Origin of the sequence: Nostoc sp. (assembly GCF_036917775.1) — a bacterium.
Classification (GTDB): domain Bacteria; phylum Cyanobacteriota; class Cyanobacteriia; order Cyanobacteriales; family Nostocaceae; genus Nostoc.
This window is the reverse complement of sequence record NZ_JBALEQ010000069.1, coordinates 46,630-68,275: the sequence shown is the minus strand read 5'-3', so window position 1 is coordinate 68,275 and position 21,646 is coordinate 46,630. Positions and strand designations below refer to the sequence as shown.

22 protein-coding genes are annotated in these 21,646 nt (G+C 41.5%); 16 read left to right on the top strand and 6 right to left on the bottom strand.

Translation table 11 applies throughout. The annotated features are described in order from the left end of the window. Positions 1–76: 76 nt before the first annotated feature. Entirely contained in the window at positions 77–910 is an 834-nt protein-coding gene (gene fdhD / locus V7K69_RS12540; RefSeq protein ID WP_335034727.1) for a formate dehydrogenase accessory sulfurtransferase FdhD, read from the top strand. A 98-nt stretch (positions 911–1,008) separates the two neighbouring features. Here the strand turns inward: fdhD and V7K69_RS12535 are convergent, their stop codons facing one another. Continuing rightward, positions 1,009–1,635, bottom strand: a complete 627-nt coding sequence (locus V7K69_RS12535; RefSeq protein WP_335034725.1) for a TetR/AcrR family transcriptional regulator — start codon at positions 1,633–1,635, stop codon at positions 1,009–1,011. 109 nt (positions 1,636–1,744) lie between these two features. Between V7K69_RS12535 and V7K69_RS12530 the strand changes: the two genes are divergently transcribed. From V7K69_RS12530 to V7K69_RS12515, 4 genes are all read left to right on the top strand, one after another. Further along, positions 1,745–3,124 (top strand): HlyD family secretion protein, encoded by a 1,380-nt coding sequence (locus V7K69_RS12530; RefSeq protein ID WP_335034723.1) that lies wholly within the window; start codon positions 1,745–1,747, stop codon positions 3,122–3,124. Continuing rightward, complete coding sequence (locus V7K69_RS12525) at positions 3,121–5,073, top strand: ATP-binding cassette domain-containing protein (protein ID WP_335034721.1); 1,953 nt, start codon at positions 3,121–3,123, stop codon at positions 5,071–5,073. Before V7K69_RS12530 ends, V7K69_RS12525 begins: the two co-directional genes overlap by 4 nt. A gap of 25 nt (positions 5,074–5,098) precedes the next feature. Then, positions 5,099–6,205 (top strand): ABC transporter permease, encoded by a 1,107-nt coding sequence (locus V7K69_RS12520; protein ID WP_335034719.1) that lies wholly within the window; start codon positions 5,099–5,101, stop codon positions 6,203–6,205. A 68-nt stretch (positions 6,206–6,273) separates the two neighbouring features. Beyond that, on the top strand, positions 6,274–7,395 hold the full coding sequence (locus tag V7K69_RS12515; RefSeq protein WP_335034717.1) for an ABC transporter permease: 1,122 nt from the start codon (positions 6,274–6,276) through the stop codon (positions 7,393–7,395). A gap of 6 nt (positions 7,396–7,401) precedes the next feature. Here the strand turns inward: V7K69_RS12515 and V7K69_RS12510 are convergent, their stop codons facing one another. Further along, entirely contained in the window at positions 7,402–8,451 is a 1,050-nt protein-coding gene (locus tag V7K69_RS12510; RefSeq protein ID WP_335034715.1) for a J domain-containing protein, read from the bottom strand. 204 nt (positions 8,452–8,655) lie between these two features. On the opposite strand from V7K69_RS12510, the gene V7K69_RS12505 reads away from it, so the two are divergent. From V7K69_RS12505 to V7K69_RS12470, 8 genes are all read left to right on the top strand, one after another. After that, positions 8,656–9,330: a DUF938 domain-containing protein gene (locus V7K69_RS12505; RefSeq protein WP_335034713.1), complete on the top strand. Its 675-nt coding sequence runs from the start codon at positions 8,656–8,658 to the stop codon at positions 9,328–9,330. A gap of 339 nt (positions 9,331–9,669) precedes the next feature. Beyond that, positions 9,670–10,386 (top strand): bidirectional hydrogenase complex protein HoxU, encoded by a 717-nt coding sequence (gene hoxU, locus V7K69_RS12500; RefSeq protein ID WP_335034711.1) that lies wholly within the window; start codon positions 9,670–9,672, stop codon positions 10,384–10,386. Between the two features lie 50 nt (positions 10,387–10,436). Then, positions 10,437–10,982, top strand: a complete 546-nt coding sequence (locus tag V7K69_RS12495; RefSeq protein WP_335034709.1) for an oxidoreductase — start codon at positions 10,437–10,439, stop codon at positions 10,980–10,982. A gap of 152 nt (positions 10,983–11,134) precedes the next feature. Then, positions 11,135–12,583 (top strand): Ni/Fe hydrogenase subunit alpha, encoded by a 1,449-nt coding sequence (locus V7K69_RS12490; RefSeq protein ID WP_335034707.1) that lies wholly within the window; start codon positions 11,135–11,137, stop codon positions 12,581–12,583. A gap of 577 nt (positions 12,584–13,160) precedes the next feature. Continuing rightward, positions 13,161–13,916, top strand: a complete 756-nt coding sequence (locus V7K69_RS12485; protein ID WP_335034705.1) for a TspO/MBR family protein — start codon at positions 13,161–13,163, stop codon at positions 13,914–13,916. 134 nt (positions 13,917–14,050) lie between these two features. After that, positions 14,051–14,506: a hydrogenase maturation protease gene (locus V7K69_RS12480; protein WP_335034790.1), complete on the top strand. Its 456-nt coding sequence runs from the start codon at positions 14,051–14,053 to the stop codon at positions 14,504–14,506. A gap of 31 nt (positions 14,507–14,537) precedes the next feature. Continuing rightward, positions 14,538–17,387, top strand: coding sequence for a bifunctional acetate--CoA ligase family protein/GNAT family N-acetyltransferase (locus tag V7K69_RS12475; RefSeq protein WP_335034703.1), 2,850 nt, complete (start codon positions 14,538–14,540; stop codon positions 17,385–17,387). 3 nt (positions 17,388–17,390) lie between these two features. Next, positions 17,391–17,798 carry a hypothetical protein gene (locus V7K69_RS12470; protein WP_335034700.1) on the top strand — a complete coding sequence of 136 codons (408 nt, stop codon included), beginning with the start codon at positions 17,391–17,393 and terminating at the stop codon, positions 17,796–17,798. Between the two features lie 34 nt (positions 17,799–17,832). Here the strand turns inward: V7K69_RS12470 and V7K69_RS12465 are convergent, their stop codons facing one another. Further along, the gene (locus tag V7K69_RS12465) at positions 17,833–17,964 is read right to left on the bottom strand and encodes a hypothetical protein (protein ID WP_335034698.1); all 132 of its coding nucleotides are present in this window, start codon (positions 17,962–17,964) and stop codon (positions 17,833–17,835) included. 53 nt (positions 17,965–18,017) lie between these two features. Here V7K69_RS12465 and V7K69_RS12460 point away from each other — a divergent pair, with 53 nt between their 5' ends. The 3 genes from V7K69_RS12460 to V7K69_RS12450 are packed head-to-tail and all read left to right on the top strand — an operon-like array spanning position 18,018 to position 18,911. Further along, positions 18,018–18,263, top strand: coding sequence for a UPF0175 family protein (locus tag V7K69_RS12460; RefSeq protein ID WP_152592482.1), 246 nt, complete (start codon positions 18,018–18,020; stop codon positions 18,261–18,263). Further along, the gene (locus V7K69_RS12455) at positions 18,260–18,745 is read left to right on the top strand and encodes a DUF3368 domain-containing protein (RefSeq protein WP_335034695.1); all 486 of its coding nucleotides are present in this window, start codon (positions 18,260–18,262) and stop codon (positions 18,743–18,745) included. Before V7K69_RS12460 ends, V7K69_RS12455 begins: the two co-directional genes overlap by 4 nt. Then, positions 18,738–18,911, top strand: coding sequence for a hypothetical protein (locus tag V7K69_RS12450; protein WP_335034692.1), 174 nt, complete (start codon positions 18,738–18,740; stop codon positions 18,909–18,911). Before V7K69_RS12455 ends, V7K69_RS12450 begins: the two co-directional genes overlap by 8 nt. A 24-nt stretch (positions 18,912–18,935) precedes the next feature. Here the strand turns inward: V7K69_RS12450 and V7K69_RS12445 are convergent, their stop codons facing one another. The 3 genes from V7K69_RS12445 to V7K69_RS12435 all read right to left on the bottom strand — a co-directional run bounded on the left by V7K69_RS12445 (position 18,936) and on the right by V7K69_RS12435 (position 21,610). After that, positions 18,936–19,706 (bottom strand): DUF1842 domain-containing protein, encoded by a 771-nt coding sequence (locus V7K69_RS12445; protein WP_335034690.1) that lies wholly within the window; start codon positions 19,704–19,706, stop codon positions 18,936–18,938. A 272-nt stretch (positions 19,707–19,978) separates the two neighbouring features. Beyond that, positions 19,979–21,073 (bottom strand): DUF2235 domain-containing protein, encoded by a 1,095-nt coding sequence (locus V7K69_RS12440; RefSeq protein ID WP_335034688.1) that lies wholly within the window; start codon positions 21,071–21,073, stop codon positions 19,979–19,981. A gap of 336 nt (positions 21,074–21,409) precedes the next feature. Then, positions 21,410–21,610 carry a hypothetical protein gene (locus V7K69_RS12435; protein ID WP_335034686.1) on the bottom strand — a complete coding sequence of 67 codons (201 nt, stop codon included), beginning with the start codon at positions 21,608–21,610 and terminating at the stop codon, positions 21,410–21,412. Positions 21,611–21,646: the final 36 nt, after the last annotated feature.

Below are 21,646 nucleotides of genomic sequence, written 5' to 3'. Positions count from 1 at the left end.
GATATACAAATAGCATTACTCTATTCCCAGATTAGTATCAAAATTTCGATTTACCAACTCTTACATAAATTTGACAATGCCAACTAAAAGCAAAACCAAAGTCACGGTTTGGGTAGCGGAAAAAGGTCAAGTACGACCTCGTTTAGATCATCTCACTACTGAAGAACCTTTAGAAATTCGTCTTGTTCCTTTCCAGAAGACGGTAGCTGTAACAATGCGGACACCAGGGGCCGATTTTGAACTAGCAGCTGGTTTCCTCTACAGTGAAGGAGTTGTTAGCCGCAGAGAAGATATCCGACGTATCAGCTACTGCGTTGATGAATTAGTAGATGGTGAGCAACGCCATAATATTGTAAATGTAGAATTGCGGGATGGTTTGATTCCAGATTTACAACCTTTGGAGCGTCATTTCTATACAAGTAGCGCCTGTGGGGTGTGTGGTAAAGCTAGCCTTGAGGCTTTGCGTCTGCGAGGATGTCCAGTGATTCCTTCTGGCCCGACGGTAACACCTGAGATCGTATACAGCCTACCTGATAAACTCCGGGCTGCTCAAGGTATCTTCACAGCTACAGGAGGTTTGCACGCTGCGGCTATCTTCGATACTCAAGGTAATTTGTTAAACCTGTGGGAAGATGTTGGACGACACAATGCTTTGGATAAATTGATTGGTACAGCTTTTCTCAGTGACCAGTTACCTTTAAATAATTGTATTGTGCTGGTCAGTGGACGCTCTAGTTTTGAGATTTTGCAAAAGTCTACAACTGCTGGAGTTCCCATTGTTTGTTCTGTTTCTGCTCCCAGTAGTTTGGCGGTATCTGTAGCCAAGGAATTCGGGATCACCTTAATTGGATTTCTGCGGGGAGAACGATTCAATATTTATACTGGTTTGCAACGAATTAACGCTGTTTAAGAACAATTTTGTAGTGGCGTAGCGACTGTGCGATCGCTGATTGTGAGGTAGTAAAAATCAGCTCCGAGGGGATAACAGTTTGGTTTTTTCACCTCGCTCTACTTATGGGCGAGTACCAAACTCATTAAACTATCTAAAATGCGATCGCGTGACAATGGCATCATTTCTTTGCCATAGAGCATTTCCTGCACCATCACATAGGATACCAGTGAGCCAAAAAAGATTTGCGCTGTTGCTTCTGGGTCACTAATGCCTAATTCTGGGTGAGAAGCTAAATACTGGCTCAGTAATAGCCGTCCCCTTTGAATCACGGTTTGAGTATATAATTTTGCCAATTCTGGAAAGCGTTGCGACTCGGTGATAATCAAGCGGAATAGTGCTAAGTATTCAGGATTGTCAGCAACTTTTGTTAAATAAGTTTCAGCAATTTCGCGCAAGAAAATTGCAGGCTCACCATACAAATCTTCTGTAGAAAAAATTCCCTGAAAGCTAGCAATTGTTACTCTTTCGATCAACGCCTTAAATAATCCTTCTTTATCTTGAAAGTGACTGTATATTGTCTGCTTAGATACTCCAGCTTCCGCACTTACCCGATCCATGCTGGTTCCAGCATAGCCATCCCTCAAGAATACCTGCATGGCTCCTTGCAAAATTTGCTCCTGTTTTTGAGTCATGGCTCTTAAACGAGATAAAGTTTCAGGTTGGGAACCAGAGGTTTCAAGCATATTTGACGTAAATTTTTTTACATATTTCTTGTCTCTTGGAGAATCATACCATACAGTCTAGTATGATAGTTCCAGTAAATATTTAATGATAAAAATATAGGGTAGTATCATGTCTCAGACTGCCTCAACATCTCCAGAAGGGATTATCAATGTTCCAGTGCCACCATCTAAGCAGGAACGGAAGAAACTGGTTTTTTTGTTCCTAGGGTTGCTGATTATAGCAGGTGGTATCAGTTATTTCTTGTGGCATAGTCAACAACAAGGAGCAGCAAATGTACTGAAGGTAAGTGGAAGGATTGAGGGTTACGAAACTGAAATTGGGGTGAAGCGTTCGGGAAGAATTGTTTCAATTGCAGTCCGCGAAGGGGCAGCAGTAAAAAAGGGGCAAGAATTAATCAAGTTGGATGACAGTAACGACCAACTGCTACAAGAACAACTCCGGGGTGCTGAGGCTAGGGTTGCATCTGCTCAATCTGATGAACAGCAAGCAATTTCCGATGCTACTCAAGTGGAAAGTGGGATTGAACAAATTGATAGCCAAATCAGTGAGGCAAAACTTAATTATCACCAATCCCAAGGAGATACCCAAGGACGAGTTCAACAGGCACTATCTAACGTAGCAGCAGCCAAGGCACAATTATTACAAGCGCAGGCGCAGACAAAGCAGGCACAGGCAGAAGTAAAATTAGCGAAAATGAATCGCGATCGCTATGCCAAACTGGTAACAGAAGGTGCTATTAATCAACAACAATTTGACCAAGCACAAACCACCTTTGACACAGCAGTAGCCACCCTAGAAGCACGAAAAGCAGCAGTAAATGCTGGACAAGAACAATTACGCGCTGTTGTCGGGGCATTAACCCAAGCTAAAACTACAAGTTTCAATCCTGGTATTCGCAATGCCCAAATAGAAGCATTAAACAGAAAAAAAGATCAGAGTTTTGCTCAACTAAAATCTGCCCAAGCAAAGGTAAAATCTGCTCACGCCAAAGTAAAAGATGCCTTAGCATCAAAACAGCAAATCCTGACCCAAATAGAAGACTCGAAAAAAGATTTAAATGTTGTTAGTCCTTTAGATGGGGTAGTAACTGCCCGTAGTGCAGAGATCGGGACTGTAGTTAGCAGTCAAACCAAAATTTTGACAGTAGTTGACCCTAATACAGTGTATTTGCGAGGTTTTATTCCCGAAGGTGATATTGGGAAAGTGCGCTTAGGACAAACAACCAAAATCTTTCTTGATTCTGCGCTGGAAAAACCCCTCATAGGCAAAGTTATTTCTGTTGATCCTCAAGCCTCTTTTACCCCAGAAAATATCTACTTTCAAAAAGATCGGGTCAGACAAGTAGTAGGCGTGCGGATTCAGTTAGAAAATCCTTCTGGCTGCTTTCACCCAGAAAATCCCTACTCTGGTGCAGATTTGCCCTGTGCGAAAATTGGAATGCCAGCAGATGCGGAGATTGCGTTGCAGGGTAAAGAGGTCAGCAAATGAAATTATCAACTCCTAAACCACTGCAATTATCTAATCACTCAACCACTACTATTAAAGTTAGTAATTTACATAAACATTATGGACAACTAATCGCTGTCCGGGGAATTGATTTTACTGTCAATCAGGGTGAGATGTTTGGGTTAATTGGCCCTGATGGTGCTGGTAAAACTACTACCTTTCACATCTTAGGTGGGGTGATGGAAGCGACGGCGGGAGAAGTGCAAGTATTTGGTCAGCCGGCAAGAGACGCACGTTTAAGGACGGGATATCTCACACAACAGTTTTCCTTGTACTTGGATCTCAGTATTGATGAAAACTTGCGTTATGCGGCGGGATTGCGCCAAGTGAGTGATAATTTATTGCGGGAACGCCGCCAGAAATACTTAAAATTAATGAGTTTGGAACAGTTTGGCGATCGCTTGGCGGGTCAACTTTCCGGCGGGATGAAACAAAAGCTGGCGCTGTGTTGTGCCTTGGTTTCCCAACCGGAAGTACTGTTATTAGATGAACCTACCACAGGGGTTGATCCAGTTTCCCGAAGGGAATTTTGGGATGTCTTAGCAGAACTTTCTGCCGACGGGATGACAATTGTTGTCGCCACACCCTATTTAGATGAAGCTGAACGCTGCGATCGCGTCGCACTGATGTATAGCGGTCAAATTCACGAAATTGGTACACCCGCAGCATTACGCGCCAATTTAGGCTTACATCGCCTAGAAGTCAGAACAGCAAATCTAGAGATAGCCGAGAAACTTCTCTTGGAGAATGTGCAGACAAATATAGTCGATGTGCAGACATTTGGCGATCGTTTGGATGTTCTTGTTCAAGATGTAACTCTTGGTGAAACCCAGGTAAATCAATTACTACAACAGCATCACCCCAGTATTGAACGTGGCGAACCCACCCTAGAAAACGTCTTTGTCACCCGTCTACGACAACAAGGTTCAGCACCAGCATTTTTGTCCTTTCCTCGTTCTCGTGGGGGAAATAGGGAACAATTCAAACCTCAAAATTCTTCTGAGCAAATCGCTATTTATGCCCACAATCTCAACCGTGTATTTGGTAACTTCCAAGCAGTCAAAAACGTCAATGTCGAAGTCCGCTATGGCGAAATATTTGGGCTTTTAGGTGCAAATGGAGCCGGAAAAACGACTACCATCAAAATGCTGTGTGGATTACTAGCAGCTAGTGGTGGTGACATTTCCCTTGGCGGCGAAACAGGAAATCTGCGTAGCCGTGACTTACGGCGACGTATTGGTTATATGAGCCAGAAATTCACTCTTTACGACGATCTGACAATTCTGCAAAACTTAGAGTTTTATAGCGGGATTTACAGCGTACCCCGCAAACTTAGGCGAGAAAAGATTGATTGGGTAATTGCTACCTGTGGCTTAGAGGGACAAGAACAGATGCTTACCGGACAATTACCGGGTGGTTGGAAGCAGCGAGTAGCTTTTGGCGCTTCTGTAATGCACGAACCAGATATTTTATTTCTCGATGAACCGACATCCGGGGTAGATCCTTTAGCCCGTCGTCAGTTTTGGAAGCTGATTAATGACTTTGCCCGCAATGGTACAGCTATTTTGGTGACAACGCACTACTTGGAAGAAGCTGAACAGTGTAACCGCATGAGTTTTATGGTAGCCGGGGAAATCGCCGCCGAAGGTTCACCTAGTTCTATCAAAGCTTCTCAACCAGGACAACTTATAGAAATTATCGTTAAGCAAAATCAAGCCGCTTCTAAGATACTTAAACAACATCTTGATTCGTGGCGTGTCTCGATTTTTGCCAATAGTTTACACGTTGTTCTTGATCACCCGGAAACAGAAATTCCTGAAATAACTCAGCTTTTAAAATCCGCACACCTGACTATTGAATCTCTGCGTCCGATTCCTTTCTCTTTGGAAGATGCTTTTATTGGTATCGTTGAACGTGCGGTAGGGGATTAGGAACATGAAAACTGAGATATAAATAATGAAAAGAATTTTTTCCCAATGTGTGAAGGAAATAGCGCAATTTCGGCGCGATCGCTTAACTTTAGGTTTAGCATTTTTATTGCCATTTTTAACTCTATTGATTTTTGGGTTTGCAATTCGTTTAGAAAGTAAGGATATTCCCCTGATTGTCCAAGATTTTGACCGCACAAACCTGAGTAGCAGCTATATTGAGCGGTTGTATGCCACCAATCAATTTGTACCTAAACAATGGTCAGGTGGTAATCCGACACGCGATGCAATTGACAGGGGTATTGCTAAAGCCGCAGTGGTTATTCCTCCCCAATTTAGCCGAGATATTCAAGCTGGTAGAAATACAAAGGTGCAAGTATTAATTGATGCCACAGATGTTAATAATGCTCGTGTAATTAGAGGTAACATTCAAAGAGTAACTAATTTTTTCATGCAAGACCAAGGATTGCTACCAGATAAAAGTATTATTACACCGCGAATCCGCTTGTGGTTTAACCCTGGTAGATTGGAGTCACTGTACATTGTGCCAGGAACCTATGGTGTTGTATTGTGGATTTTCCCCTCATTGCTAACAGCGATCGCAATGGTGCGTGAAAAAGAAAAAGGTACAATTTTACAAGTTTATGCTTCTAGCATTAGTGCAACCGAACTGTTACTTGGCAAAGGACTAGCTTACCTACTAATTGCCATTACAGAAGCTTTAGTAGTCATGGGACTAGGGTCAATAATTTTTCAGATCGGCGTAATTAGTAACCCGATTACTTTATTAATCGGAACTCTACTCTTTTTAATAGATAGTGTTTCCTTTGGTTTACTGATAGGTGTACGCACTAATAACCAAAATTCCGCAGTACAAATTGTTTCTCTTGTCGGTTTTATTACATCTTTATTGCTATCTGGTTTTATTTATCCCCTGAGTAATATTCCTTTTCCCCTTTCACTAACACCTAACGTATTTCCTGCCCGTTATTTCATTGATATCACCCGTGACGCTTTTGTGCGTGGTACAGGATGGACAGGAGTTTGGTTTGACTTACTCATGCTTGCAGTTTTGGGATTTGTATTTTTCAACGTAGCGCGTCGGCTTTTAAGTCGAATGCAAATTAGTCAATAGTCATTAGTCATTGGTCATTAGTCATTGGTCATTGGTCATTGGTAGTTAGTTATCAGCCTTAATCATATATGAAATATATTTGGCAATTATTTGATAGCCCATTGTGGTCATTAGTGCGTAAAGAAATTAATCAAATTCTGCGAAACAAACAATTGATTGTTTTATTAATTGTGCCACCAACAGTACAATTATTGCTTTACGGATTTGCACTCAACCCGGATGTCCATAATTTACGACTGGGTGTAATTGACTATGCCAATGTCTCCGCCAGTCGAGAACTAGTTTCAGCAATGACATCTAATCACACTTTTAACTTAGAATCTGTACCAACAAGTGAAAAAGATTTAAGCCGTCAAGTAGAAGAAGGTAAGCTAGATGTAGGACTAATAATTCCACCAGATTTTCCGCGCCAACTAGCCAAAAAATCAGCAGAAATTCAAGTATTCATCGATGGAGTGAATGCAAACACAGCCGGAATTGCTGCTAACTATGTTAATCAGATTATCCAACAATATAATTTCAGTTTGGTACAGGGTCAAGTCAGTCCGCCAGTTTCAACCGAAGTCGTTTTTCTTTACAATCCTGGACTCACAAGTAGTTGGTTTTTCGTACCGGGGGTTATGGGTTTAGTCCTGACATTAATCGGTACATTAGTATCAGCAGTAACTGTTGTACGCGAGAAAGATACAGGAACTTTAGAGCAATTGTTAATGACTCCCTCTAGCAACTGGGAAATTTTATTAGCTAAAATTATCCCGTTGGCATTCCTGCTCATGGGAGATGTGCTATTAGCTTTAACGTTGGGAACAGTCGTATTTAGCCTACCCTTTCGTGGAAGTTTCCTGCTCTTTCTTGCTTTATCAAGTATGTATGTATTTGTGGGAATTAGTTTAGGTATTATGTTAGCAACTATTTGCGGTTCTCAACAACAAGTATTACTCACATCTTTTTTTATAAATTTACCAATGATCCAAACTTCGGGAGCAATATCTCCTATTGAATCCATGCCTCCTTTATTTCAATTCCTCTCTCTATTTAATCCACTTCGTCATTACATTACTATTGTTAGAGGTATTTTACTTAAAGGAGTTGGTTTAGATGTGCTGTGGTTGAATGTTTTAGCATTGCTTGGTTTTGCCGTTGTTTTATTAACTATTAGTGTTCATAAGTTTCGGAATCAGTTAAGTTAAACTGTACTATCTCATTAATTCTGACAACATCTGTTCCAGAATATCTTCCATAATTTCTTCGTCTAAGGTGTGTGGAGTTGGTGGCCCACCGAGAAATTCTTTGATAGTGATCTTCTGCTCTCTAAAGTCCTTAACAAAATCGCGGATTTGAGAAATAGCATTCATTTGAGATTCTATTGTTTTTAGCATCAAAGACATAGAGTCAATGCCTTTTTTAGCAGCTTTACGAGAATCACTTACCATAGCTCCTTCTGGAGTATTTTTTACTAAACGTAGTTCCAGTTTCAAGTTTTCATATTGAGTGAGGAGAATTTGATTTTGCTGTTCTATAGTTCGACATTTGCGAGTTAAATCATCCTCGTTATTAAAATCAATAACTTCTCCCACCTGCTGAATTCGCTCAATTTCTAAAAGTCTTGCCAAATCTCCTTCTTGGTAAGCTTTATTGATTGATTTCATGATTTCTGTATGATATATCTGTGTCTCGCTGTCTCTTGTCTTATCAGGGTGAAAGATTTCAGCTAATCTGAGAAATGTTTCCCGAATTTTTCTCTTATCCTCTGGTCTTCCTACAGAGGGAGATTCTACAGACTGTTGTGCTTGCCAATATTGATGACTACCTTCAGCCGCTTCCTCTGAAAAATCTGCTTCGGATTCGGAGTTATTAAATAGTTCGTTTAACTCTGTATTGAATTGTTTGCGATTCGCGTTTGGACTAATAATCCCTGCCAACTGGAGTTGAAGATAAACTGCCTCTATATTTTTGATGGTTTGCTTCCCAAACTTTCTAGTGGTAAAAATTTCATCAAATAGAGCATGAATATCTCGGTCTAACTCAGCCATTTTTTGAAAGTGGGGACTAGCTTGATGAAATATTTCTGTGGCAAAAGTTCGCATTTGCTCAACAAAATTGTTCAATTCCGTTCGCTTTCTCTTAATCTGTTTAAGTAGCGATTTGTGTTCTGCTTCTAAAAACTCCAAGCGGATATGTAATTGAGAGAGGGCTAATGGAGTTACTTCAGTTGATTGTAATGGAAGTGATTTTTTGCGAGCCATGAAACACGTTTGTAAGTTTAAGGTTTAAAATCTAATTGCCAAAGTTGTTTCGTCAATGCGAAAAGAACGTATCTAGTGATAATACATGAACTGTGGATACTTTTTTTGTCAAGAATTACTGTCATGGACATAGGCTACATCATCTATATTGTTAGTATCGGGAAGCGCACTATGCGATAAAAATTATAAAATATCACGATAAGAATGACACCACAAGACGCACGACAATACGCACCAGCAACTGAGCGCAACCGAGAACCAATTCTAGAAATACTTTTGCAGGTATTACCCAAAAGTGGCACTATTTTAGAAATAGCAAGTGGTACTGGTGAACACGCGGTCTTTTTTGCATCCAGGCTAAGTCCTCGCCTGTGGCTACCAACAGATGCAAATTTAGAGTTACGAGCCAGCATTAGTGCATGGACTGAACACAATGCCTGTGATAACGTTTATCCACCGCTTGAGCTAGATGTTAGAGAGCCAGTTTGGGCAGTGGAGAGAGAGCCAGTTTGGGCAGTGGAGAAAGGGGAAGTAACTCAGTGGCTTGATAGGGAGCCAATTGTCGCCATTGTCAACATTAATATGATTCACATTTCACCGTGGTCAGCTTGTTTGGGGCTAATGGCAGGGGCAGGCCGTATCCTAAAAGCAGGAGGTATCCTCTATTTGTATGGGCCCTTCAAACAAGGTGGAGAACATACAGCAGCGAGTAATGCAGCTTTTGACGAATATTTACACACCCAAAACCAAGAGTGGGGTGTGCGGAACTTGGATGATGTAGTGGCAGCAGCTAGGGCAGAACATTTCATCTTGAAACAAATTTACCAAATGCCAGCCAATAATCTTTCAGTAGTGTTTGAACGTGCCGCTAATGAATAATTCCTGGAAATAATTTATTAGTGGATATAATTCAATTCAATTCAAAATCATTGAAGATATGTAAATTTTCTAGCTACTTTCTGCTTTGCTACCTCAAGGCTACATATAGAACTCATATTTGATTGCGTGAAAAAACTCTCTACAACTCAAAAAGCTTTCTTTCCTATTGCCTCTTGCCACGCTGCGCTAACAAAAATCAAAGCGGATTCCTATAGCTTGGAAAGCAATTGATGAGAAAACTATCCAAGCTATTCACAAGTTCCTCAAACTATTTGTCTACAATTCAAGACTCAGGTCATTCCAGAAGCGAAAGGCTCATTCTGATTGAGGCTAGAGGCAATGTCAGTCAAAACTTTAACAGTCAACGACAAACTTATTAGCGCCCGTGAGGAGGAAACTATTCTCCAAGCAGTGCAAGATGCAGGGATTCACATTCCTACTTTGTGCCACTTGCAAGGAATTGACGATGTTGGCGCTTGTCGGCTTTGTTTAGTAGAAATTGCTGGGAGTAATAAACTCCAACCTGCTTGTGTAACAAAAGTTGCTGAGGGTATGGAAGTCCAAACAAATAGCGATCGCCTGCAAAAATATCGTCGCACCATTATAGAAATGCTATTTGCTGAAGGTAATCACATTTGCTCGGTCTGCGTAGCTAACGGTAATTGCGAATTGCAAGACTTGGCAATTGAGATGGGCATGGATCATGTGCGGTTGGATTATCATTTCCCCGATCGCAAAGTCGATATTTCTCATGCTCGCTTTGGCGTTGACCATAACCGTTGTGTTCTTTGCACTCGTTGCATCCGTGTTTGTGACGAAATCGAAGGGGCGCACACTTGGGATATGGCGGGTAGAGGGACAAATTCTCATGTGATCACTGATTTAAATCAGCCTTGGGGAACCTCAGATACTTGTACTTCTTGTGGCAAATGCGTTAATGCTTGCCCTACAGGTGCTATTTTTTACCGAGGTTCGAGCGTCGGGGAAATGAAACGTGAGCGCGCCAAACTTGATTTTCTAGTTACAGCAAGGGAAAAACAACAATGGAACCTTTAAATATGTGGAGATAAAGAGTTAATTAACCCATTCCTCAATTACGAATTATTATGACTCGTTTAAAATTAGCAACGGTTTGGCTAGGCGGCTGTTCTGGCTGTCACATGTCTTTTCTCGATTTAGATGAATGGCTGATTGATTTAGCAGCACAAGTAGATTTAGTTTATAGTCCCTTTGCTGATGCTAAAGAATATCCTCTAGGGGTAGATGTGGTGTTAGTTGAGGGTGCAATTGCAAATGAAGATCACCTGCAAATGATTCAGATAGTAAGAGAGCGATCGCACATTCTTGTCTCTTTTGGTGATTGTGCTGTTACTGGTAATGTTACTGCTTTACGCAATCCTTTAGGTACTGCCGAACCTGTTCTTCAACGCTGTTACATCGAAGCAGCAGATATTCACGGCACAATTGTCTATGAGCCTGGCATTGTACCAACCTTACTAGATCGGGTGATACCAGTGCATACAGTAGTCCCAGTTGATATTTATTTACCAGGTTGTCCACCCTCAGCAACTCGGATTAAAGCAGTGTTAGAGCCACTCTTAAGAGGAGAAAAACCACAGTTAGAAGGACGTAAATTTATCAAGTTTGGTTAACTTCACAAGTTACTCAGATTCTTTATCTAAATTGAAAGTGAGGCAATCACAAATCTCTCCTCTGCTCCCCTGCTCCCTTGCTCCTCTGCCGACCTCCAGCCAGCAATTTTGGGTTGGCGAACTACTAGTCTAGTGGTTGACCTGAGATAGTTATGAAAAAAATAATCATCGACCCAGTTACCCGAATTGAAGGACACGCCAAAATCAGTATTTATCTGGATGATAAAGGACAAGTGAGCGATGCTCGCTTTCATGTCACAGAATTTCGTGGTTTTGAAAAGTTTTGCGAGGGTCGCCCACTTTGGGAAATGCCAGGAATTACGGCGCGAATTTGTGGGATTTGTCCGGTAAGCCATTTGTTAGCATCAGCAAAGGCAGGCGATCGCATTCTTGCGGTTACAATTCCTAAAGCTGCGGAAAAACTGCGCCGTTTGATGAACTTGGGACAAATTGTCCAATCCCACGCCCTGAGTTTCTTCCACCTCAGCGCCCCAGATTTATTATTAGGAATGGATAGCGACCCCGAAAAACGCAATGTATTTGGGTTAATTGCAGCTGAACCAGAACTGGCACGTGGCGGAATTCGCTTGCGTCAATTTGGACAAGAGATTATTGAACAATTGGGAGGGCGAAAGATACATCCATCATGGGCAGTTCCTGGTGGTGTCCGCGAACCCTTATCGATAGAAGGACGCACTCATATTCAAAACCGCATCCCGGAAGCACGCACCACAGTATTAGATGCACTGGGTAGATTTAAAGACTTACTCAATGATTATCAAAAAGAAGTGCAAACCTTCGGGAATTTTCCTAGTTTATTTATGGGTTTAGTCACTCCTGATGGTTTGTGGGAAAACTACGACGGACATATTCGTTTTGTAGACAGCGCTGGGAATATTATTGCCGATAAACTCGATCCGACTCATTATCAAGAATTTATTGGTGAAGCGGTTCAACCAGATTCCTATTTAAAATCTCCTTACTATCGCCCTTTAGGTTATCCTGACCAGAGCGACCATTGTCGTTTAGATAGTGGTATTTATCGGGTAGGGCCGCTAGCACGTCTGAATGTTTGCAGTCATATTGGTACACCTTTAGCTGATGCAGAATTGAGAGAATTTAGAGACAGAGGTAAAGGCACTGTCACTTCATCATTTTTTTATCACTACGCCCGGTTAATTGAAATTCTGGCTTGCATTGAACGCATAGAAATTCTGATAGATGACCCAGATTTAATGTCTAAAAAATTGCGTGCTGATGCTGGCATCAATCAACTAGAAGGAGTAGGTGTAAGTGAAGCACCACGCGGTACATTATTTCACCATTATCAAGTTGATGAAAATGGGTTACTTCAGAAAGTAAATTTAGTAATTGCCACAGGTCAAAATAATTTGGCAATGAATCGCACAGTCGCGCAAATTGCCCGACATTTTATTCACGGTTCAGAAATTGCTGAAGGGATGTTAAACCGTGTTGAAGCGGGAATAAGAGCTTTTGACCCTTGTTTGAGTTGTTCAACTCATGCGGCAGGTCAAATGCCTTTACATATTCAATTAGTTGGGAAAGATGGGAATATTGTAAATGAACTTTGGCGAGATTAATTTAGTAGAGATGCAAGACCTTGCGCCCCTACAAATCTACAAATAATTTGGGATAATATATTTTTTGCAAGTTCTTTAGATGTGTGCGATCGCAATGCTATCAGCAGCGAGTGCAGGGTTGATAGCGACCCACATTGCTAAAATCATTGTACAACAGCAAAACAGTATTTTTTTTGATGATTAGTTTTTACTTGTAAATTACAAGTTGGTGTATCAATTTGAATATATTCTCAGCATTAAAGTGAGAATGCAAAGACAGATAAGATAGTTAAAGAAAAACAAAGAACGGGTTATTAAGTTTTAATGCCGCTTCATTCATTCAATCCACAGAGAAACAAACTGGAAATCTTTGCCACTAAGCAAAATTCATTCTGTTAGCGGATAGCTAAGGTTTAGCCCATTCTGGCTCATAACTCCTGAATTCTGTTTCAATAACTGAATTAATGAATCGAATGCGAGATTATATTTCAGATACCTCTGAATCTAAAGATTTCTTATTTTCTTATGCCTAGAGTTATGGAATAGCGATATAATCACCTATTATTACTAATTACAAACTAGGCACAATCTCTTAATTATGAATCAATCCAATAATAGTGGAATGCTTGAACAGTTTGTCAATACAGTGATGGGGGTAAAAGCTGGGAATCAACAACAATATCGAGATACATCAATAGCTACTACACAAGAATTAGATATCAGAGCAATTTTAGTTTATACACTAGGAACAATCCTACAAATAGTAGTGATGACTCTCGTCTTACTGGGAATGGAAAAATTAGTAATGTTAATTGATAGCAATTCTTCCTTCCCCAGTTGGTTTAGCACTTTATTGACTGGATTATTTTTTACTCTCTTAAGTATCCGTTCCCGAATTTTTTCTCTTTTAGATAATACCCGTTCTCGTCAGACTTATGACCAGGTAATTAGACCAAGATGGTCTCCTCCACCTTTAGTATTTCCCATAGTTTGGATGATAATTGCGGCTTTGCGGGTAATTTCTTCTGTATTGGTTTGGCAGCAAATGAATCACCAATTTTTAGTGCTGCCTTTAATTTTGTTTGTGGTACACCTGGCTTTAGGGGATACTTGGAATACGATTTTTACTGTAGAACGGAGATTAGGTGCTGCTGTTCCTGTAGTTATTTTAGGGCCTTGGTTATCTGCTGTAGTGGTGACGGCAATTTATTGGCAAACTAATCCTGTAGCGGGAATGACTTTATCATTTTCTTGTGTGTGGCTAACTGTAGCTGCTGTATTGGTATTTAGAATTTGGCAATTAAATGGATCTGAGCCATTGTATCCTTTAAAACTAACACCCCTGGAGAAATAAATAGCCAAAATTCACCAAGACAAGGTTTCTCTATCTCCTCACAAGTTTCTCAAGTTTTTTATCTAACTTTAAAATAGTGTTGGACAGCTAAAAATATGAATTCTAATGCGATGGGCTATGCTTCGCCGGAAGCGATGTCTACGACGGGCTACGCCTACGCCATTGGTTACGGTAATGAATTGCGTAGTGATGATGGCATTGGGCAACGAGTAGCGAAGGCGTTGCATCTATCAAACGTGAAATCTCTAGCTGTCCATCAACTCACCCCTGAACTTGCTGAAGCTTTAGCCCATGCTAATTTGGCAATCTTTATTGATGCTTGTTTCACTTCTGAAAGTTCTCAAGTGCGGGTACAATCGCTTTCATCTGAATCTTTCAATATTATTGCCGGACATACAGCCGATCCGCGATCGCTCTTAGCTCTGACTCAAGCCCTTTATAATCGTTGTCCACCAGCTTGGTGGATAAAAGTACCAGGCGTAAACTTTGAATTAGGCTACAGCTTATCACCAATTGCTGAAATTGGAGTGGCGATCGCTTTACAAAAAATTGCCCAAATTATAGATGAGAATTTTAGCTTACTTCTTTAAAATATATTTCCATTACAGGTAATAGCGACTTATGCAAAAGCCTATCCAGTCATCTGTCGAACGTGCCTATGATATTTTGCGAACCGAAAAAGCTAACCCCCTTGATGCTATTTTTGCCCCAAAAAGTGTTGCTGTAATTGGTGCTAGCGAAAAAGCTGGTAGTGTTGGACGCACTCTACTATGGAACTTGATTAGCAATCCTTTTGGTGGAACTGTTTTCCCTGTCAATCCCAAGCGGCACAGCATTCTGGGAATCAAAGCATACCCGACTATCTTTGATGTACCCGAATTAGTTGATTTAGCAGTGATTGCCACCCCAGCGCCAACTGTCCCAGGTATTATTGCTGAGTGCGTGGATGCAGGTATCAAAGGTGCAATTATCCTTAGTGCTGGTTTTAAAGAAGCTGGTGCTGAGGGTGTAGCCTTAGAACAGCAAATACTTGAGCAAGCGCATCGTGGCAAAATGCGGATTATTGGCCCTAATTGCTTGGGTGTAATGAGTCCGCGCACAGGTTTAAATGCAACTTTTGCCAGTACAATGGCGCGTCCTGGGAATGTCGGCTTCATTAGTCAAAGTGGAGCGCTTTGTACGGCTATTCTTGATTGGAGTTTTCGAGAAAACGTTGGTTTTAGCGCCTTTGTTTCTCTTGGCTCAATGCTGGATGTGGGTTGGGGAGATTTGATTTACTACCTGGGTGATGACCCGTACACCAAAAGTATTGTCATTTACATGGAATCAATTGGGAAGGCGCGATCGTTTTTGTCAGCAGCGCGGGAAGTTGCTTTAACTAAACCGATTATTGTCATCAAAGCAGGTCGGACTGAAGCCGCAGCTAAAGCAGCAGCTTCCCATACTGGCGCACTAACAGGAAGTGACAAGGTTCTGGATGCAGCTTTCCGGCGTTGTGGGGTGTTGCGCGTCAACAGTATCTCTGATTTGTTCGATATGGCAGAGGTGCTGGCAAAACAACCCCGTCCCCAAGGGCCACGCCTAACAATTTTAACTAACGCAGGTGGGCCTGGAGTACTTGCAACTGATGCTTTGATTGCTGCGGGTGGAGAAGTTGCACCAATTTCTGAAGAAACTAGCGCATCCCTTAATCAACTATTACCAGCACATTGGAGTCACGGCAACCCAATTGATATTCTGGGTGACGCTGATCCACAGCGATATACCAAAGCGTTGGAAATTGCTGCTAAAGACCCAAATAGTGACGGCTTATTGGTGATTCTCACGCCTCAAGCGATGACAGATCCCACCCAAACAGCCGAGCAATTGAAACCTTATGCACAGATAGCTGGTAAACCCATCCTTGCTAGTTGGATGGGGGGAGCAGATATTGCAGCAGGTGAGATGATTCTCAATCGCAACCATATTCCCACATATCCTTACCCTGATACTGCTGCTCGAATATTTAGTTATATGTGGCAGTCTAGTTATAATCTGCGTGGTATCTACGAAACTCCGGTAATGCCTGCGCTTGATTCCGCTTCAGGGATACCAGACCGTAACTGTGTGGAAAAAATTATCCAATCAGCACGTCAAGCAAAGCGAACTATTCTTACAGAGTTTGAATCGAAGCAAATTTTAGCTGCTTATGGCATTCCGGTGGTTGCAACTTGCGTTTCTAAAAGCGAGGATGAAGCAGTTCAATGTGCTGAAAAAATTGGTTATCCAGTTGTTTTAAAGCTGTTTTCCGAGATAATCACTCATAAAACTGATGTTGGTGGTGTGCAGTTAAATCTAAGAGATGCTGAAGCTGTACGACAAGCCTACCGCAACATTAAATCCTCTTTACAGGATAAATTGCAACACGACCCTGATTATTCAGACGCGATGAATCGCGTCTCTACAAGAGATGGGATTCATCGCATTTCTACAGAATTATTTTTGGGTGTAACTGTGCAGCCTATGGTGAAAATGGCTGGTTATGAACTGATTATTGGCAGTAGTCTGGATGCACAGTTTGGCCCGGTGTTGCTTTTTGGTGCAGGAGGACAACTAGTAGAGATTTTTCACGATCGCGTGATCGCACTTCCACCCCTAAATACCACTTTAGCGCGGCGGATGATGGAGCAAACGCAGATTTACAAAGCGCTGAAAGGAGTCCGGGGACGCAAAAGTGTTGATTTAGCTGCCCTTGAACAATTAATGGTGGTATTTAGTCAATTAGTTGTAGAACAGCGTTGGATTAAGGAAATCGATATTAACCCATTGCTGGCTTCATCTGAACAATTAATTGCTCTCGATGCGCGGATTATCCTTCATGAACCGAGTGTTAAAGAAAACGAACTACCAAAGTTAGCAATTCGACCATATCCTACACAATATGTCAGCAAATGGACGATGAAAGATGGCACTCCGGTTATTATTCGTCCCATCCGTCCAGAAGATGAACCGTTGATGGTGCAATTTCACAAAACACTCTCAGAGGAAAGTGTTTATTTCAGGTATTTTCACTTAATTAAGCTCCAGTCGAGAGTAGCCCATGAACGCCTAACACGTATCTGCTTTATTGATTACGATCGCGAAATAGCCCTAGTTGTGGAATATCAAAATCCCGAAACGCAGACACGGGAAATATTGGCAGTTGGTCGGTTAAGTAAAATACATGGTACGAATGAAGCAGAATTTGCGATTGTGGTGTGCGATCGCTATCAGTGCCAGGGTATAGGAACCGAGTTACTACAAAGATTACTGCAAGTCAGTCGAGATGAGCAATTAAATAGAATTACTGCTGATATCTTGGTTGATAATTATGGTATGCAAAAAGTTTGTGAGAAACTGGGTTTTGATATCGAACGCACAGATGATCCTACTGTAGTCAAAGCCGAAATCGAAGTCAAAAAATCTCTCTCAACTGCTGATTCCAGCTACTGAGTTTTGGGCATAGTTCATGAAGAGGCGATGTCTGGGATGAGCTACACCTACGCAATCATTGTGATTGAGAATTATCGCCCCCTACGCTTTACCAAAATAATCGGCTGGTTCAGAAAACAAGCCCGTTGGTTCAGAAAACAAGCCCGTTGGTTCAGAACACAAGCCCGTTGGTTCAGAACACAAGCCCGTTGGTTCAGAACACAAGCCCGTTGGTTCAGAAAACAAGTCCGTTGGTTCAGAACACAAGTCCGTTGGTTCAGAACACAAGTCCGTTGGTTCAGAACACAAGCCCGTTGGTTCAGAAAACAAGTCCGTTGGTTCAGAACACAAGTCCGTTGGTTCAGAACACAAGCCCGTTGGTTCAGAACACAAGTCTGTTGGTTCAGAACACAAGTCTGTAGCGATCGCTGATTTGTTCCAAAACTACCCACGTAAGCGTAGCCCATCATAGAAATCGTTCAGGACAAATGATTCGAGATGCGATCGCACAAGTTTTGGTAATGCTTGCTGCAAGCGATCGCACAATTGTAAAAAATAGCGAATGAAGGAGCGATCGCAGCTGCAACGCCTTGTCCATCTAATGAGTTACCTGTTAGGCTGGATACAGTGATGGCAATTCAGGAGCGCAGTATGAGTGTGCTTGTTTCTGATGAAATTTTGCAGGCAGCAAATATGTCCGATGCTGACTTAAAGCGGGAGTTGGCAATCTTGCTGTATCAACAGAAAAAACTGGGAATCAGTAAAGCACGAGAATTGGCAGAAATGCCATTAATTGAATTTCAGCGAGAGTTGGCACAACGGCAAATCCCAGTATTTGATGATTTGGCAGGATTTGAGGCAGAAATTGCCCAACTCAAAGCTTTAGGGTATCTGTGACGGTTGTTTGTAATACCTCACCCATTACCAATCTAGCGGCGATCGCTCAACTTGATTTGCTCCGTCAAGTTTATAGTGAAATTGTCATTCCTCAAGCTGTCTACGATGAACTGACGGCATTACCCAATCCAGTTCCGGGAACGTTGGAGGTACAAACGCTTTCTTGGATTCAGGTACAAAAGGTTGTGGATCAGGCGCAGGTTGTAGAATTCCGTCGAAAGGTTGACCGTGGGGAAGCAGAAGCGTTGGCGTTGGCATTGGAGGTATCGGCGGAACGGGTGTTGATTGATGATGCCGCAGGACGAGCGATCGCACTAGAGTTGGGGTTGACAATTACAGGGGTTTTAGGTGTTTTATTGACGGCAAAGAAACGACAGTTAATAAAAGACGTGCGACCATTGATGGATGGTCTGATTGCACAGGCAGGGTTTTGGGTGAGTGATGAACTCTATCAACGAGTACTGCAACAAGCAGGTGAGTAGATCTCCATCTGGCAATCACCCTACCAGCAATGGCGATCGCACTTTAACAGAGACAGTCAGTAACGAGAAGAAATGCGATCGCACTACTGGAAAAGATTTGAATAAAAGGGCGATCGTACTTTTCCAAAACAGCAAAAGTGCAATCACCTTTACCGATAGTAAATAGATTTTACTGTCGCTATAGCTACACTTACTTAGTCACCTCAATATTAAGAACAACTGTCTCAGCAGGCTCTTGCTCACCGGGTGGATAAAGCTCGAACATAATACAGCCTTTACCTTCTCTAATTCCCTTAAACTTCCAAATACTCATCCCTGGAACACCCACAGCCTGGGTAGATGGATGAAGCACTATCTGTTCAGCCAGTTCATAAACACCGGAATTGTCTGGTCTAAAACGCCAGCTATAACCATTAGAGCCATTTTCTTCTCTAAAGAACCAAGCTAGTTCTCCATTAATCTTCAGTTGATTGGCAAACTTCTCAGTGAGCAAAATACCGCCTCTATCTGTGTTAGTGAGTGCATGATCAGCAACCAATTTCACAGGCGCATTCTCAACTATATGCCAATTACCGTTGTTATCTATGTATTTATAATTAGCTGTTCCCGACTGCCAATCTTCTGACAGAATCATCCGCAGATAAACATTGGGTAGAATGACCGGGCCTATACCTGCGTGTGGCGGCCATTGAATGATCGGATAACCTGTAGCAGTAACAAGAATATGCACATTGTGAGGCATCACAGTCATATAAGTGTAGTTACCATCCAGTTTTGTCACCACATCTAGAGGTGGATGAATTGCTTGAGTGATATGACCTAAACCATTGATTGTTTCGCTGGGTGTGTGTACGGTCAAATTTACTTTGAACAAAGGCGCACCAAGTTTGTCACCACCAATTTCGTAACAAGCAATAAACAAACCAGTTAATTTATTCTTCTTTATTGAAGTGCTTACCATAATGCTTTTACCTTTTATTTGATGGGAGTGATACGTTTTTCAAAAATCATCAATCGCTTATGTTCAAAAGATGAGAATGGAGAGGCGATGTCTACGACGGGCTACGCCTACGCAATTTTTGGACAGACAACCGTAACGAGAAGAAATGTGTAGGATGAGCATCGTCGTAGACATCACTCTAGTTATGGTAATGCTTGTTGCAAGCGATTAGGTGGGCTAGTTTATACACACCAAAATCGTTCAGTCTCCAATGCTAACTATGGAATTTACATCTAATGCACGCTTTCTAAAAACCGAGGAATTTGCAACTGGTGTGAATTTAGTTGTTCCTGAAACTGCATAAGATTATCTGGTTGATAGTGACAATTGGGATCTTGCCAACGCTGCTTGACACTTTCATGTAAATCAGAAAATTTACCAGTCACTTTACGAATATTCGGACTTCCAACATTAAATGGGAATTTTGGTGTGTTATCGAAAGGTATATCATATCTGGGTTTAATATCATCTTTAACACGACTTCTATCCAGAGCTAATCCCAGCTTTTCGACCTGTTCCATCATCCACAGTAAAGCACCATCTGATAATCCCTGCTCCTCATTAGAACCACCACCAACACATCCATGACATCCCGGAAACCAATGCTGAGTCACTTGTTCTGGTTTACTAGATTCCATTAGAGTTACATCAAAAACTTTGCGGATTTCATCAATCGCAACTGCATGGATAGCCTTTTCAATTGACGGATTAACTTTGTCATCAAAAAAGCGATATCTTTCATTAAACTTTTTATCTAACTGAATCCCAGGAATCAAATCGGGAAGGCCAAGAGAAGCTACTGTATCCCAACAACATAAGGCTTTGATCGGTGGGACTTCTGCCGTTCCAGTATTGTCAATACGGAATTTGACCGCATTTTTGCCGTTAGGTGCATTGTCAGGATTTTGCTTTTCTCGATAAAGTTCGTAGGCCTCTGGTATTTTTCGGATGAATTGCCGAGGTAATAAACTAGAGTTATAAATTAATCCTGCTAAACAGCGTACAGTATAAGCACCACGACTGAAACCAAATAAATAAATTTCATCATTTGGCTCATAATTCATGCAGAGAAAACGATAAGCATCCTGAATTTTATGGTCAATTCCTAACCCTAACGCACCTCCACCAAGTTTCGTCAGCACATCGATGAGAGACTGCTTAGTATTTATTTGTTTCGTTCCCAAACCTTCACCATAATAGATGATCTGATCGATATCATTATCATCAACTGGTTTAATAGCTTGAGCTATTTTGACAACATTGGTCGGACATTTTTGTTCTAAATCCTGCCAAGTTCCATCACAACAAACAATGAGACGACGTTTCATCTCTACAAACCTCTCTGTGAGCTAAATTATTAAAGCAGAAAAATTTTCAATTTTTTCCTTCTGCTCATTGAGTTATCTTTGTACATTATTAATCAGAAATTGCAATTATTATGTGATTGCAATCTCATGAGAATAAAGAACAATTCCAAGTAATTTGTCTATTTTTGTATTCCCTTAAAAACCAAGTTAAGTGGAAATTTGGAGAACTGAATAAACTATCGTCAATCAGCTTAGTAATCTCAACCGAAGTTAACGAACTTAAGAACAAACTTCAAAACTTCTGATCCTAAATAGCCCATCGCTCAAGTCTTGCGAACCCCTACTGTAACAACACTCTCACTTGAGATACTTCTCCACTCGCCGTTCTTGCAATATTTCCTCAACTTGAGCATCTGTGGGTGAAGATTGATCTGTTTTCAGCAAACCCCGCATTCGCTGAATTAAGGCTTTGCGATTGGGTTGAGAACTAAGTGTATTTTGTAGAGAGTCAATAATTGCGCTAACGAGAGCCAGGCGATCGCTCCTCAATTTCACCATCACATGTGCTTTCAGAAGATCTCATTTCTCGTCCCC

What these genes read in the sequence shown, in the direction of transcription:
- fdhD (WP_335034727.1), top strand. Translation starts at nt 77, where the DNA reads ATGCCAACTAAAAGCAAAACCAAAGTCACGGTTTGGGTAGCGGAAAAA.
- V7K69_RS12535 (WP_335034725.1), bottom strand. Translation starts at nt 1,635, where the DNA reads ATGCTTGAAACCTCTGGTTCCCAACCTGAAACTTTATCTCGTTTAAGA.
- V7K69_RS12530 (WP_335034723.1), top strand. Translation starts at nt 1,745, where the DNA reads ATGTCTCAGACTGCCTCAACATCTCCAGAAGGGATTATCAATGTTCCA.
- V7K69_RS12525 (WP_335034721.1), top strand. Translation starts at nt 3,121, where the DNA reads ATGAAATTATCAACTCCTAAACCACTGCAATTATCTAATCACTCAACC.
- V7K69_RS12520 (WP_335034719.1), top strand. Translation starts at nt 5,099, where the DNA reads ATGAAAAGAATTTTTTCCCAATGTGTGAAGGAAATAGCGCAATTTCGG.
- V7K69_RS12515 (WP_335034717.1), top strand. Translation starts at nt 6,274, where the DNA reads ATGAAATATATTTGGCAATTATTTGATAGCCCATTGTGGTCATTAGTG.
- V7K69_RS12510 (WP_335034715.1), bottom strand. Translation starts at nt 8,451, where the DNA reads ATGGCTCGCAAAAAATCACTTCCATTACAATCAACTGAAGTAACTCCA.
- V7K69_RS12505 (WP_335034713.1), top strand. Translation starts at nt 8,656, where the DNA reads ATGACACCACAAGACGCACGACAATACGCACCAGCAACTGAGCGCAAC.
- hoxU (WP_335034711.1), top strand. Translation starts at nt 9,670, where the DNA reads ATGTCAGTCAAAACTTTAACAGTCAACGACAAACTTATTAGCGCCCGT.
- V7K69_RS12495 (WP_335034709.1), top strand. Translation starts at nt 10,437, where the DNA reads ATGACTCGTTTAAAATTAGCAACGGTTTGGCTAGGCGGCTGTTCTGGC.
- V7K69_RS12490 (WP_335034707.1), top strand. Translation starts at nt 11,135, where the DNA reads ATGAAAAAAATAATCATCGACCCAGTTACCCGAATTGAAGGACACGCC.
- V7K69_RS12485 (WP_335034705.1), top strand. Translation starts at nt 13,161, where the DNA reads ATGAATCAATCCAATAATAGTGGAATGCTTGAACAGTTTGTCAATACA.
- V7K69_RS12480 (WP_335034790.1), top strand. Translation starts at nt 14,051, where the DNA reads ATGTCTACGACGGGCTACGCCTACGCCATTGGTTACGGTAATGAATTG.
- V7K69_RS12475 (WP_335034703.1), top strand. Translation starts at nt 14,538, where the DNA reads ATGCAAAAGCCTATCCAGTCATCTGTCGAACGTGCCTATGATATTTTG.
- V7K69_RS12465 (WP_335034698.1), bottom strand. Translation starts at nt 17,964, where the DNA reads ATGGACAAGGCGTTGCAGCTGCGATCGCTCCTTCATTCGCTATTTTTT.
- V7K69_RS12460 (WP_152592482.1), top strand. Translation starts at nt 18,018, where the DNA reads ATGAGTGTGCTTGTTTCTGATGAAATTTTGCAGGCAGCAAATATGTCC.
- V7K69_RS12445 (WP_335034690.1), bottom strand. Translation starts at nt 19,706, where the DNA reads ATGGTAAGCACTTCAATAAAGAAGAATAAATTAACTGGTTTGTTTATT.
- V7K69_RS12440 (WP_335034688.1), bottom strand. Translation starts at nt 21,073, where the DNA reads ATGAAACGTCGTCTCATTGTTTGTTGTGATGGAACTTGGCAGGATTTA.
- V7K69_RS12435 (WP_335034686.1), bottom strand. Translation starts at nt 21,610, where the DNA reads ATGGTGAAATTGAGGAGCGATCGCCTGGCTCTCGTTAGCGCAATTATT.